Source organism: Limnohabitans sp. INBF003 (assembly GCF_055396645.1).
The window spans coordinates 2,849,302-2,863,979 of sequence record NZ_AP029222.1 but is presented as its reverse complement, the minus strand read 5'-3'; the positions used below and the strand labels follow the sequence as shown (position 1 = coordinate 2,863,979).

Annotated in this window: 8 protein-coding genes; all 8 read left to right on the top strand. The window is 57.5% G+C overall.

All coding sequences use genetic code 11. The annotated features are described in order from the left end of the window. Positions 1–15 precede the first annotated feature (15 nt). The 8 genes from rplL (at position 16) to ACZ5VE_RS13125 (ending at position 14,636) form a co-directional block, all read left to right on the top strand. The gene (rplL, locus tag ACZ5VE_RS13160) at positions 16–390 is read left to right on the top strand and encodes a 50S ribosomal protein L7/L12 (RefSeq protein ID WP_019428453.1); all 375 of its coding nucleotides are present in this window, start codon (positions 16–18) and stop codon (positions 388–390) included. Positions 391–690: 300 nt separating this feature from the next. Continuing rightward, complete coding sequence (rpoB, locus tag ACZ5VE_RS13155) at positions 691–4,815, top strand: DNA-directed RNA polymerase subunit beta (protein WP_464455603.1); 4,125 nt, start codon at positions 691–693, stop codon at positions 4,813–4,815. A 23-nt stretch (positions 4,816–4,838) separates the two neighbouring features. Continuing rightward, positions 4,839–9,053: a DNA-directed RNA polymerase subunit beta' gene (rpoC, locus tag ACZ5VE_RS13150; protein WP_464455602.1), complete on the top strand. Its 4,215-nt coding sequence runs from the start codon at positions 4,839–4,841 to the stop codon at positions 9,051–9,053. 100 nt (positions 9,054–9,153) lie between these two features. Continuing rightward, complete coding sequence (locus ACZ5VE_RS13145) at positions 9,154–9,696, top strand: LemA family protein (protein ID WP_464455601.1); 543 nt, start codon at positions 9,154–9,156, stop codon at positions 9,694–9,696. A gap of 8 nt (positions 9,697–9,704) precedes the next feature. After that, the gene (rsmB, locus tag ACZ5VE_RS13140) at positions 9,705–11,060 is read left to right on the top strand and encodes a 16S rRNA (cytosine(967)-C(5))-methyltransferase RsmB (RefSeq protein ID WP_464455600.1); all 1,356 of its coding nucleotides are present in this window, start codon (positions 9,705–9,707) and stop codon (positions 11,058–11,060) included. Beyond that, positions 11,017–11,655, top strand: a complete 639-nt coding sequence (locus tag ACZ5VE_RS13135) for a DUF4390 domain-containing protein (protein WP_464455599.1) — start codon at positions 11,017–11,019, stop codon at positions 11,653–11,655. Before rsmB ends, ACZ5VE_RS13135 begins: the two co-directional genes overlap by 44 nt. A 1-nt stretch (position 11,656) precedes the next feature. Beyond that, on the top strand, positions 11,657–13,954 hold the full coding sequence (locus tag ACZ5VE_RS13130) for a sensor histidine kinase (protein WP_464455598.1): 2,298 nt from the start codon (positions 11,657–11,659) through the stop codon (positions 13,952–13,954). 19 nt (positions 13,955–13,973) lie between these two features. Beyond that, complete coding sequence (locus ACZ5VE_RS13125; protein ID WP_464455597.1) at positions 13,974–14,636, top strand: response regulator; 663 nt, start codon at positions 13,974–13,976, stop codon at positions 14,634–14,636. Positions 14,637–14,678 lie beyond the last annotated feature (42 nt).

The following is a 14,678-nucleotide window of genomic DNA, read 5'->3' as shown; positions in this document are numbered from 1 at the left end:
TGTTAGGAAATAAAAATGGCATTCGATAAAGACGCATTTTTGACCGCGCTGGACAGCATGACGGTCATGGAACTCAACGACCTGGTGAAAGCCATCGAAGAGAAATTTGGCGTGAGCGCTGCCGCTATGGCTGCTCCTGCTGCTGCTGGTGGCGGTGCCGCTGCTGCTGCTGAAGAGAAGACTGACTTCAACGTGATGTTGTTGGAAGCCGGCGCAAACAAAGTGTCCGTGATTAAAGCTGTGCGCGAAATCACAGGTCTGGGCTTGAAAGAAGCCAAAGACTTGGTGGACGGCGCTCCTAAAGCGGTTAAAGAAGGTCTGCCAAAAGCTGACGCTGAAGCTGCAAAGAAGAAGCTGGAAGAAGCTGGCGCCAAGGCCGAACTCAAGTAATTCGGTTTTGTTCCAAGGCTGGAGTGCCCGCAAGGGCCTCCAGCCTTTGGTGCTTGAAGAGCACAAGGAAAAACAGCGCTGCAAGAGCTGCTTTTCAATGTTTTGGTGAAACACCGGAAAGAGGATTTGACAAAGTCCTCTTTCCCGTGTTTTCTGACCCGACTGCAGAAAACCCTTGGTTCGGGTTGCGTGCAATGCGCAATCGTCCGCCAACGCTGGTAGAGGCCAGCCGCCAAGCCCGTTGAACGAGTCTAAAACTCGTTCAACACACAGTTCTGAAAGATCAAGCCCGGAGATCTCATGGCCTATTCATACACCGAACGCAAGCGAATCCGCAAAAGTTTCGGCAGCCGCGAAAGCGTGCTCGAAGTTCCTTACCTGCTGCAAATGCAAAAAGACGCTTACACGTCCTTCTTGCAAGCAGGTGTTGTTTCATCCAAACGCACCCACGAAGGCCTGCAAGCCGCATTCGAATCGGCCTTCCCGATCGTGTCCCACAATGGTTTTGTGGAGATGAAATTTGTCGAGTACAACCTGGCCAAGCCAGCGTTTGACGTGCGTGAGTGCCAGACCCGTGGTCTGACTTTCTCCTCGGCTGTGCGTGCGCGTGTCCAGCTCATCATTTATGACCGCGACTCTTCGACATCGCAGTCCAAAGTGGTCAAGGAAGTCAAAGAGCAAGAGGTCTACATGGGCGAAGTGCCTTTGATGACCGACAAAGGCTCCTTCATCATCAACGGCACTGAGCGCGTGATCGTGTCTCAGCTGCACCGTTCCCCCGGCGTGTTCTTTGAACACGACAAGGGCAAGACACACAGCTCGGGCAAATTGCTGTTTTCCGCCCGCATCATCCCTTACCGTGGTTCGTGGCTCGACTTTGAATTCGACCCGAAAGACATCTTGTATTTCCGCGTCGACCGCCGTCGCAAGATGCCCGTGTCGATTCTGCTCAAGGCCATCGGCCTGAACCCTGAATCCATTCTGGCCAACTTCTTCGTCAACGACAACTTCCGTCTGATGGACAGCGGTGCGCAAATGGAATTTGTGGCCGAACGTCTGCGCGGTGAAGTCGCCCGTTTTGACATCACCGACAAGTCCGGCAAAGTGGTGGTGGCCAAAGACAAGCGCATCACCGTTCGCCACACACGCGAACTCGAGCAATCGGGCACAACGCACATCAGCGTGCCAGAAGATTACTTGCTGGGTCGTGTCGTGGCACGCAGCATTGTCGAAGCGGACACTGGCGAGATCATTGCCAAGGCCAACGAAGAGTTGACCGAAGCCCTGCTGAAAAAGCTGCGCACATCGGGTATCCAGGACCTGCCGTGCATCTATACGAACGAACTCGATCAGGGCGCGTACATTTCGCAGACCCTGCGCATCGACGAAACCGTTGATGAGTTTGCTGCGCGCGTGGCCATCTACCGCATGATGCGTCCTGGCGAGCCGCCAACAGAAGACGCTGTGCAAGCCCTGTTCCAGCGCTTGTTCTACAACCCTGACACTTACGACTTGTCGCGTGTCGGTCGCATGAAGTTCAACGCCCGTGTGGGTCGTCCTGACTCCACTGGCCCGATGGTGCTGACCAACGAAGACATCTTGGCTGTGGTCAAGATCCTGGTGGACTTGCGCAACGGCAATGGCGAAGTCGATGACATCGATCACTTGGGCAACCGCCGCGTGCGTTGCGTGGGTGAATTGGCCGAAAACCAGTACCGTACCGGTTTGGCGCGTATCGAAAAAGCCGTGAAAGAGCGTCTGGGTCAGGCCGAGCAAGAGCCCCTGATGCCTCACGACCTGATCAACTCCAAGCCGATCTCTGCTGCTTTGAAGGAATTCTTCGGCGCATCGCAGTTGTCGCAGTTCATGGACCAGACCAACCCGCTGGCCGAGATCACCCACAAGCGCCGTGTTTCGGCTCTTGGTCCAGGTGGTTTGACCCGCGAACGTGCCGGCTTTGAAGTGCGTGACGTGCACGTGACCCACTACGGTCGCGTTTGCCCTATTGAGACGCCTGAAGGTCCAAACATTGGTCTGATCAACTCGCTGGCTTTGTACGCCCGCTTGAACGAGTACGGTTTCATTGAAACCCCGTACCGCCAAGTGATCGACGGCAAAGTCACGATGAACATCGACTACCTGTCCGCCATCGAAGAAGGCAAGTATGTTATCGCCCAGGCCAACGCCACATTGGACAAAGACGGCAAGCTGACCGGTGACCTGGTTTCTGCCCGTGAAAAAGGCGAATCCATCCTGTGCGGTGCCGAGCGCATCCAGTACATGGACGTGTCGCCTGCCCAGATCGTGTCGGTCGCCGCATCGCTGGTTCCTTTCTTGGAGCACGATGACGCCAACCGCGCTTTGATGGGTGCCAACATGTCGCGTCAGGCCGTGCCTGTGCTGCGTCCTGAAAAGCCCATGGTCGGTACCGGTATCGAACGCGTCGCAGCGGTCGACTCCGGCACCGTGGTGACCGCCACCCGTGGCGGTATCGTGGATTACGTGGATGCAACCCGCATCGTGATCCGCGTGAACGACGCTGAAGCCCTGGCCGGTGAAGTGGGTGTGGACATCTACAACCTGATCAAGTACCAGCGTTCCAACCAGAACACCAACATCCACCAGCGCCCGATCGTCAAGCGTGGCGACAAGCTGGCCAAGGGTGATGTGATTGCCGACGGTGCATCGACCGACCTGGGCGAAATCGCCATTGGTCAGAACATGCTGATCGCCTTCATGCCTTGGAACGGCTACAACTTCGAAGATTCGATCTTGATCTCCGAGCGTGTTGTGTCGGAAGACCGCTACACCTCGATCCACATCGAAGAACTCGTGGTCATGGCCCGTGACACCAAGTTGGGCGCCGAAGAAATTTCGCGCGACATCCCCAACTTGTCCGAGCAGCAACTGGGTCGTCTGGACGACTCCGGCATCATCTACGTGGGCGCAGAAGTGCAACCCGGTGATGTGCTGGTGGGCAAGGTCACGCCAAAAGGCGAGACCACCCTCACGCCAGAAGAAAAACTGCTGCGCGCCATCTTCGGCGAAAAAGCCAGCGATGTGAAAGACACCTCACTGCGCGTGGACCAGGGCAGCTCCGGCACCGTGATCGACGTGCAGGTCTTCACCCGTGAAGGCATCGTGCGCGACAAGCGTGCCCAGCAGATCATTGACGACGAACTCAAGCGTTTCCGTCTGGACCTGAACGACCAGCTGCGCATTGTGGAAGCCGATGCATTTGACCGTATCGAGAAATTGCTGATTGGCCGAGTGGCCAACGGTGGCCCTCAAAAGCTGGCCAAAGGCACCAAGCTCGACAAAGCCTACATGGAGTCGGTCGAGAAGTTCCACTGGTTCGACATTCGCCCAGCGGAAGACGATGTGGCCATGCAACTCGAGTCCATCAAGAACTCGCTGGAGCAAACCCGCCACAGCTTCGACTTGTCTTTTGAAGAAAAGCGCAAGAAGCTCACCCAGGGCGACGAGTTGCCAGCAGGCGTGCTCAAAATGGTCAAGGTCTACTTGGCCGTCAAGCGCCGCTTGCAGCCGGGTGACAAGATGGCCGGCCGTCACGGTAACAAGGGTGTGGTCTCCAAGATCGTGCCTGTTGAAGACATGCCTTACATGGCCGACGGTACACCCGCAGACATCGTGTTGAACCCTCTGGGCGTTCCTTCGCGTATGAACGTGGGTCAGGTGCTGGAAGTCCACTTGGGTTGGGCCGGTAAAGGCATTGGCCAGCGCATTGGCAACATGCTGCAAGCGGAAACCCAACGTCTGGAAAAGATTGCCGAGCTGCGCAAGCTGTTCGAGCAGTTGTACAACAGCATGGGCCGCAAGGAAGACCTGTCGCAACTGACCGACGACGAAGTGCTGGCCATGGCTGGCAATCTCAAAGAAGGTTTCCCATTCGCCACGCCCGTGTTCGACGGTGCGGCCGAAGAAGAAATTCGCGCCATGCTGCATCTGGCGTATCCGGAAGACCTGGCCAAGGCCAAAGGTTTGACCGCGACACGCACACAAGCCAACTTGTTTGACGGCCGCACAGGCGATGCCTTTGACCGTCCAACCACCATTGGCTACATGCACTTCTTGAAACTGCACCACTTGGTGGACGACAAGATGCACGCCCGTTCGACCGGTCCTTACAGCTTGGTCACGCAGCAGCCGCTGGGTGGTAAGGCGCAGTTCGGTGGTCAGCGTTTCGGTGAGATGGAAGTGTGGGCGTTGGAAGCCTATGGCGCCTCTTACGTTCTGCAAGAGATGCTCACCGTGAAGTCCGATGACGTGCAGGGTCGTACCAAGGTGTACGAGAGCATCGTCAAGGGCGAACACTCCATCGAAGCGGGCATGCCCGAGTCGTTCAACGTGCTGGTCAAGGAAATCCGTTCGCTGGGCCTTGACATCGAGCTCGAGCGTTCTTAATTCACAGGCAAAGGATTTAAACCATGAAATCACTACTCGACCTGTTCAAGCAGTTCACGCCCGATGACCACTTCGATGCGATCCGCATCGGCCTGGCATCGCCCGAGAAGATCCGTTCGTGGTCTTTCGGCGAAGTGAAAAAGCCGGAAACCATCAACTACCGCACCTTCAAGCCCGAGCGCGATGGTCTGTTTTGCGCCAAAATCTTTGGCCCCATCAAAGACTACGAATGCTTGTGCGGCAAGTACAAGCGCCTCAAGCACCGCGGCGTGATCTGCGAGAAGTGCGGCGTTGAAGTCACACAGACCAAAGTGCGTCGCGAACGCATGGGTCACATCGATCTGGCCGCGCCTTGCGCCCACATCTGGTTCCTGAAGTCGTTGCCATCGCGTTTGGGCCTGGTGCTCGACATGACGCTGCGCGACATCGAACGTGTGCTGTATTTTGAAGCGTATGTCGTGACCGATCCTGGCATGACCCCGCTGAAGAAGTTCGGCATCATGTCCGAAGACGACTACGATGCCAAAGTCAAGGAATACGGCGACGAATTCACGGCCAAGATGGGCGCTGAAGGCATTCGCGAGTTGCTCGAAGGCATTGACATCGAAAGCGAAATTGAGCGCCTGCGTGGTGACTTGACCGGCTCCGAACTCAAAGTCAAGAAGAACTCCAAGCGCCTCAAAGTGCTGGAAGCCTTCAAGAAGTCCGGCATCAAGCCCGGCTGGATGGTGCTCGAAGTGCTGCCTGTGTTGCCACCGGACCTGCGTCCGCTGGTGCCGCTGGACGGCGGTCGCTTTGCGACTTCCGATCTGAACGACTTGTACCGTCGCGTCATCAACCGCAATAGCCGTCTGCGCCGTCTGCTGGAATTGAAGGCCCCCGAGATCATCGCCCGCAACGAAAAGCGCATGTTGCAAGAAGCCGTGGACAGCTTGCTGGACAACGGTCGTCGCGGCAAGGCCATGACCGGTGCCAATAAGCGCGCCCTGAAGTCTTTGGCCGACATGATCAAAGGCAAGAGCGGTCGTTTCCGTCAGAACTTGCTGGGCAAGCGCGTCGACTACTCGGGTCGTTCCGTCATCACCGTGGGCCCAACCCTCAAGCTGCACCAGTGCGGTTTGCCCAAGTTGATGGCCATCGAGTTGTTCAAGCCGTTCATCTTTGCGCGTCTCGAAGCCATGGGCATCGCGACCACCATCAAGGCGGCCAAGAAAGAAGTTGAAGCCGGCACCCCAGTGGTGTGGGACATCCTGGAAGAGGTCATCAAAGAGCACCCCGTGATGCTGAACCGTGCGCCTACGCTGCACCGTTTGGGTATCCAGGCGTTTGAGCCCCTGCTGATCGAAGGCAAAGCCATTCAGTTGCACCCCCTCGTTTGCGCGGCCTTCAACGCCGACTTCGACGGTGACCAGATGGCCGTTCACGTGCCTTTGTCGGTGGAAGCCCAGATGGAAGCTCGCACCTTGATGCTGGCCTCGAACAACATCCTGTTCCCTGCTTCGGGCGAACCCTCCATCGTGCCGTCGCAAGACGTGGTGCTGGGTCTGTACTACGCCACGCGTGACCGCATCAACGCCAAGGGCGAAGGCCTGATCTTCTCCGACATCGGTGAAGTGCAGCGCGCATTGGATGCGGATGCCGTCGAGTTGACCGCCAAGATCAACGTGCGCATGACCGAGTGGACCAAGGACAAAGTTACAGGTGAATTCACTTCAGCTGTGTCGATGGTCGAAACCACCGTTGGCCGTGCATTGCTGTCGGAAATCCTGCCCAAAGGCTTGCCTTTCTCGAACCTGAACAAGGCCCTCAAGAAGAAAGAAATTTCCAAGCTGATCAACACGTCTTTCCGCAAGTGCGGCTTGAAAGAGACCGTGGTGTTTGCCGACAAGCTGTTGCAAAACGGTTTCCGTCTGGCCACACGTGCAGGCATCTCGATCGGTATCGACGACATGTTGGTGCCACCAGAGAAGCCCGCCATCATAGAAGCCGCCGAAAAAGAAGTCAAAGACATCGAGCAGCAATACGTCTCCGGTCTCGTGACCGCTGGCGAGCGCTACAACAAGGTGGTGGACATCTGGGGCAAGGCCGGTGACGTCGTGTCCAAGGTGATGATGGACCAACTTCGTAAAGAGAAGACCATTGACCGCCATGGCAATGAAGTCGATCAGGAATCGTTCAACTCGATTTACATGATGGCCGACTCCGGCGCCCGCGGCTCTGCAGCGCAGATTCGCCAGCTGGCCGGTATGCGTGGCCTGATGGCCAAGCCAGACGGCTCGATCATTGAAACCCCTATCACGGCGAACTTCCGTGAAGGTCTGAACGTGTTGCAGTACTTCATCTCGACACACGGTGCACGTAAAGGTCTGGCCGACACGGCTTTGAAGACCGCCAACTCGGGTTACCTGACCCGTCGTCTGGTGGACGTGACCCAAGACTTGGTCGTGACCGAACTCGATTGCGGCACCTCTGACGGCTCGTTGATGCGCGCCATCGTTGAAGGCGGTGAAGTGATCGAATCGCTGCGTGACCGTATCCTGGGCCGCACCGTGGCCGAAGATGTGTTGCACCCTGAAAACCGCGCTGTGCTGGCTGCTGCTGGCGTGATGCTCGACGAAGACCTGATCGACGAACTCGAAGCCGCTGGTGTCGACGAAGTCAAGGTCCGCACGGCACTGACCTGCGAAACCCGCTTTGGTCTGTGCGCCAAGTGCTATGGCCGCGATCTGGGCCGTGGTGGTTTGGTCAACAACGGCGAAGCGGTTGGTGTGATCGCTGCCCAGTCCATCGGTGAACCCGGTACCCAGCTGACCATGCGGACGTTCCACATTGGTGGCGCGGCTTCGCGTGCGGCGGTGGCCTCCAGCGTGGAAGCCAAGTCCAACGGCACCATCGGCTTCAATGCCACGATGCGTTATGTGACCAACACCAAAGGTGAGCTGGTGGTGATTTCCCGCTCTGGCGAAATCGTGATCAGTGAGCACGGCCGTGAGCGCGAGCGTCACAAAGTGCCTTACGGTGCGATCCTGGCGATCAAGGCAGACCAGACCATCAAGGCTGGCACTATCTTGGCCAACTGGGATCCATTGACCCGCCCGATCATCACCGAATTCGCCGGTCAGGTGAAATTCGAGAACGTCGAAGAAGGCATGACGGTTGCCAAGCAGCTTGATGAAGTGACCGGTTTGTCCACCTTGGTGGTCATTGACCCCAAGCGCCGTGGTGCCGCCAAGGTCATCCGTCCTCAGGTCAAACTGATCGACGCGCAAGGCAAAGAAGTCAAGATCCCCGGCACCGACCACTCGGTGACGATTGGCTTCCAGATCGGCTCGCTGATCCAGGTGCGCGACGGCATGGATGTGGGCCCTGGCGAAGTGCTGGCCCGTATCCCGGTCGAAGGTCAAAAGACCCGAGACATTACCGGCGGTTTGCCCCGTGTGGCCGAACTGTTTGAAGCCCGTACGCCCAAAGACAAAGGCATGTTGGCCGAGATCACCGGTACCGTGTCTTTCGGTAAGGAAACCAAAGGCAAGGTCCGCTTGCAGATCACCGATCCTGAAGGCAAGGTCTGGGATGAACTGATCCCCAAAGAGAAGAACATCCTGGTGCACGAAGGCCAAGTGGTCAACAAGGGCGAAAGCATTGTGGACGGCCCAGCCGACCCACAAGACATCTTGCGCCTGTTGGGCATCGAAGAGCTGGCCCGCTACATCGTGGACGAAGTGCAGGACGTTTACCGCCTGCAAGGCGTGAAGATCAACGACAAGCACATCGAAGTGATTGTTCGTCAGATGCTGCGCCGCGTGGTGGTGGAGAACATTGGTGACTCCACCTACATCTCTGGTGAGCAGGTGGAGCGTTCCGAAATGCTCAACACCAACGATGCATTGCAACGTGAAGGCAAGATCCCTGCGACATTCAGCAACTTGTTGCTGGGTATCACCAAGGCGTCTTTGTCGACCGACTCGTTCATCTCGGCCGCTTCCTTCCAGGAAACGACCCGTGTGTTGACCGAGGCGGCCATCATGGGCAAGCGCGACGAGCTGCGTGGTCTGAAGGAAAACGTGATCGTGGGTCGCTTGATTCCTGCAGGTACCGGCTTGGCCTATCACAAGGCCCGCGCCGTCAAGGACGCGATGGACGACGCAGAGCGCCGTGCCATTGCCGACGCCGAGGCTGCGGACTTGGCCGGTCAGTCGGCTGAAGACGCCGTCACCGACGCAGGCGAAGCCGCCTGAGTGAGGGGTTCACCTTTCATCGGGTGAACACGGATCAGCCCCTGCACCGTTTCGCGGTCAGGGGCTGTTTTTATGGCGAGGATTCCACGGAGGTGAAACCATGGGTGCATTGATCTTTGGCTTGCTGCTGGCGATCACCCTGTTTTGGGCTGTCGGGGCGCACAACCGTCTGGTGCGTTTGCGCGCTGAGGTCGTTCGCCAGTGGAGCAGCGTGGACGCGGTATGGCTTCGTTTGCTGGTTCGCATGCAAGGCGGTATCGCTGCGCGCCAGTCACTGACAGGTGACGCGGGCGAAGATGAATTGCAAGCCTTGCAGATGGCTTGTGACGAGTTGTTGGAGGCCTTGTCACAGGCGCGCTTGCAACCCCTGGATGGTGAAAGTCAAAAACAAGTGGTGGCGCAGCATCTGAAGGTGCTTGCAGAAATCCGTTCGATGCTTCAAACGCCCAACGATGCCGTCAAGCCCGACTTGGACATCGCACTGAATCGGATGCGGCAAACGCTGCCTGCGGCACTCATTCCTTACCATGTGGCTGTGGCCGCTTACAACGATGCGCTGGCCATGCGGCCGGCCTCCTGGTTGGCCAGACGCTTGAATCTCAAACCCGCCATGCGCATGGATTTGTCCATGAGTACGGCTTGAAGCAGACCATGACACCCACGGCCCCATTGACCGGACAGACCTCATCAGGCCAGTCCCCGCCTTTATGGCGTTTGCTGCAAGCAACGGCGGCAGCCGTACAGGCCACACGCCAGGGTCGCTCACTGACCGCACAGATGGAGAGTGTTCCCCATGAGCTGCGGCCAGGGGTTCAAGCCTTGAGTTTTCAGGTGCTGAGGCAACTGGGCCGGGCCATTGCATTGCGTGAGCTGCTGGCGTCCAAAACACCACCGCCTGCGGTGGACGCCTTGCTCTGCACGGCACTGGCTTTGTGCTGGAACGATGCGGACGCCCCGTACCCTGTTCATACCCTGGTCAATCAAACGGTCGAGGCCGCACGCAAGCAGCGGCAAACCCAAGCCCAAAGCGGGTTCATCAATGCCTGTCTGCGCCGGTTCATGCGGGAGCGTGATGACTTGGTGCAACAGACCGATGGCAACCTTCAGGCGCAATGGAATCATCCACGCTGGTGGATCGAGCGTCTGCAAGCGGATCACCCCCAGCATTGGCAATCGCTGCTGCACATGGCGCAAAAGCCCGCCCCGATGACGCTGCGCGTGAACAGCCAGCACCACCATGTGACCGCTTACCAGCAACAGCTGGAAGCGATTGGCGTGTCATCCCAGGCGGTGGGTTTGCAGGGGCTGCAATTGAGCAAGGCTTTGCCCGTGCACTTGTTGCCCGGCTTTTCTGCGGGTCATGTGTCTGTGCAAGATGCCGCCGCGCAAGTGGCTGCACCGCTGCTCATGCAAGGGCTGGACACGACCAAGTCCTGGAGAGTCCTGGATGCGTGTGCTGCCCCCGGTGGAAAAACCGGACATCTGCTGGAGCTTTACCCCCATGCCAATGTGCTGGCCCTGGATGTAGACGAATCCCGTTGTGAGCGGATTCATCAAAATTTGCAGCGCTTGGGTCAACAAGCTCAAGTGCGGGCCGCAGACGCTGGGCAACCTGCACGGTGGTGGGATGGCGAGCTGTTTGACGCGATTTTGCTGGATGCGCCTTGTACGGCCTCGGGCATTGTGAGACGGCACCCGGATGTGCGCTGGCTGCGCCGACCGACAGACAGTGGACAATTGGCCCAAATTCAGGCCACCTTGCTCAAAACCCTTTGGCCTTTGGTGAAGCCAGGCGGGCGCTTGCTTTATTGCACCTGTTCAGTTTTCAAGGCCGAGGGGGATGAGACGGTGCAAGCGTTTCTTCAGCGCAACACCGATGCCCTGTTGCAGCCCTCTCCAGGGCATTTGATACCCGGACAGCCCCCAAGTGGGCTGCCCGTCGAGCACAATCCATTGGGTGAACATGATGGGTTTTATTACGCACTGCTGGAAAAGCGCCACAACTGAGCTGTGGCGCTTGGTTCGCTGGGCCCTGGGGGCCTGGCTGCTTGTCGCGTCATGCGCCTGGGCTCAAACCTCGGTGGCGGAGTTGACAGAGCTGCGCGCCGAGCGTCGGGACGCAGCCTTGTTCGTGACCGCACAGTTGAAGCTTGAGTTGGGTCCGGCCGTAGAGGATGCCTTGGTCAAAGGCCTGGCGGTTCACTTTGTGGCCGAGGCAGAGGTCATGCGTGACCGTTGGTATTGGTATGACCGAAAAATCGGAATGACCACGCGCTATTACCGGCTGGCCTTTCAGCCGCTCACCCGCCGTTGGCGGTTGAACGTCTCGAATGAGCCCATTTCGGGCGCAGGCTTGGCGGGCAGCATTTCACAAAATTTTGAAACACTGCCTGATGCATTGGACGTTATTCGACGTCAATCCGGCTGGAAAGTGGCCGACATGGCCGATCTGGATCTGGAGGCCCGGCAATACATCGCCTATCGCTTCCGATTGGATATCTCGCAGCTGCCGCGCCCCTTCCAGATTGCCGCGGGTAACCAAGCCGAATGGACTTTGGTGGCGAGTCGGCAATTGCGTTTGACAGCAGACATGGTGCGCTGACGTGGGCCTGTCTGTCCGTCGATCCGAGAAGCAAGTGTTGCAAGCGTCGCGCACCAGCCGCTGGCTTTTGGGCTTAGGCGCTTTGGCGATGGTGGTGATCGGTTTGGGCTTGCTGGTCTTGATGACCCAAGCCACGGGCAACCGCGAGCGGTACAACCAGAACTACGAATGGCTCACGCTGATCAACGCCATCGTGGCCAGCGGGCTCTTGATCACCATTTTGTGGGGGGCCGTGCGGCTGTTGCTGCGACTGCGCCGTGGGCAATTCGGCTCCCGTTTGCTGGTCAAGTTGGCCGGCATCTTCGCCTTGGTGGGCGTCATTCCCGGTGTGTTGATTTATGTGGTGTCCTACCAGTTCGTTTCACGTTCGATTGAAAGCTGGTTTGACGTCAAGGTCGAAGCTGCACTGGTGGCCGGATTGAATTTGGGGCGAGCCACACTGGACACGCTGAGCACGGACCTGGCCAAGCAATCGCGTGTTGCAGCCGCTCAACTGAGCGATGTTGCCGATGTGAGTGCCGGTGTTGCTTTGGAAAAAATACGCGAACAGCTCGGTGTCAGTGATGCGGTGTTGTGGACAACCAGCGGCCGCATGGTGGCCAGCGCAGGCCAGTCGCGGTTCCAGATCCGACCAGAGCTTCCTCCGAGTTCACAAATCAAAGAAGCACGGCAGAAAGGCAGCATTGAATGGGTAGAAGGCTTCGACGAAGCCATCCCCGGAGGTGACAAAGGGCGCATCAAGGCCTTGGTCTTGTTGCCCCAATCAGGCCTGGCCTTCGATGAAGACCGTCGCTTGTTGCAAGTGACACAAGACCTGCCGCCAACGCTGGTCAACAACGCACTGGAGGTGCAGTCAGCTTACCGCGAATACCAAGAGCGTGCCTTGGCTCGGGAGGGCCTTCGGCGCATGTACATCGGCACGCTGACCTTGAGTTTGTTTCTGGCTGTTCTCGGGGCCATCTTGCTGGCCGTGGTGTTGGGCAATCAGTTGGCCCGGCCTTTGTTGTTGCTGGCGCATGGCATGCGTCAAGTGGCTGCGGGTGATTTGACGCCCAAGCTGGCATTGCAAGGCAACGATGAACTTGGGGGGCTGACGCGTTCGTTTGCCGACATGACGCAACAGTTGTCGGATGCCCGGTCCAATGTGCAGCGCAGCCTGGTTCAGCTGGACACAGCCCGGGGCAATTTGCAAACCATTCTGGACAACTTGACCGCCGGTGTCATGGTGTTCGATGCGCAAGGCGTCATACAGTCGGCCAATCCGGGCGCGACGCGCATCTTGCGGGTGCCGGTCGCGGTGCACAACGGCTTGTCTCTGCTCAGTTTGCCTGAGCTCGAAGGGTTTGCCCAAGGCGTCATTGAACAATTTGCGATGCTGCGTTCTGTCAGTGGCGCCCACGAGTTGGACCATTGGCAAAAATCTTTTGAAATCCACGCAACGGGTCAAGGCTTGTCCGAGACCGCCGTGACCTTGTTGGCCCGTGGTGCAGTGCTGCCCGATGGCATGCGACTTTTGGTGTTCGACGACATTTCTGAAATCGTGTCTGCTGAGCGCGCCCAGGCTTGGGGTGAGGTGGCCAGGCGTTTGGCCCATGAAATCAAAAATCCGCTTACCCCCATTCAGTTGTCGGCTGAAAGATTGCAAAGAAAACTCATCGGCAAGCTGGATGCCCAAGACGACGCGGTGTTGGCCAAGTCTGTGAAGACCATCGTGGACCAGGTTGATGCCATGAAGCGATTGGTCAATGAGTTTCGTGACTATGCCCGATTGCCCTCGGCCGATTTGAAACCAGTCCAGCTCAATGCCTTGATTTCTGACTTGATGGTGCTGTATGCGAATGAGCCTGCAGACCAGATCCATCGCGCCATGGTCGTTGCTGAACTGGACCCCACATGCCCCCTGATACTGGGCGATGAACAGCAGCTCCGGCAGGTGATTCATAACCTGATTCAAAACGCACAGGATGCCTGTGAGTCCAAAGGCGAACTTGCTCAGGATGCACGCGTTGGCGTGCGCACCGAATGGAACGCCTCGCGCAGCCGGGTTCGTCTGATCGTGTCCGATACGGGGCCCGGGTTTGAGCCCAATATCCTCAAGAGGGCATTTGAGCCCTACGTCACCACCAAGGCCAAAGGCACCGGCTTGGGCTTGGCCGTTGTGAAAAAAATCGCCGATGAACATGGCGCCAAAATTGAACTGAGCAATGTGATGCAAGACGGCGAAATCAAAGGCGCGCAAGTCTCGCTATCATTCGCACAAGAAACAACCAAGGGCAAACTGAATCCGCCCGCTTATTGAACAGAGACACGCAGACAATATGGCAAATATTTTGGTCGTTGACGATGAGCTGGGAATACGTGATCTGCTCTCTGAAATCCTGTTTGATGAAGGACATCAAGTCGAGCTTGCTGAAAATGCCGCCAGGGCGCGCGAAGCGCGCTTGCGCATGCGTCCCGACTTGGTCTTGCTCGACATCTGGATGCCCGATACCGATGGCGTGAGCCTCTTGAAAGAATGGGCCACAGCAGGCTTGCTCAACATGCCTGTGATCATGATGAGCGGGCACGCAACCATTGATACCGCAGTGGAGGCCGTCAAGATCGGTGCGCAAGCTTTTTTGGAAAAGCCCATCACCTTGCAAAAACTGCTCAAAGCCGTTGAGCAGGGCTTGGCCAGAGAGCAAGCCAAACAGGCGGTGAGCTCTTTGATGGCCACGCAAACCACCAGCTTGATGTCGACCGCGTTGGTGGGCAGCGATCTCGGCAGTGTGGTGCTGGAGGTTCAGCAAAGTTTCGATTTGGATCGACCTCTGCGAGAGGCGCGCGATGCTTTCGAAAAAGCCTATTTTGAATTTCACCTGGCCCATGAAGCCGGCTCCATGACCAAAGTGGCGGAGAAAACGGGTCTGGAGCGAACACACCTGTACCGAAAGCTCAAGCAACTGGGCGTGGATTTGTCCCGCAGCAAACGCAATGGCTGATTTGTCTTCGATTTGCCTGAATCCGCTTTTTCCTCTGCTATA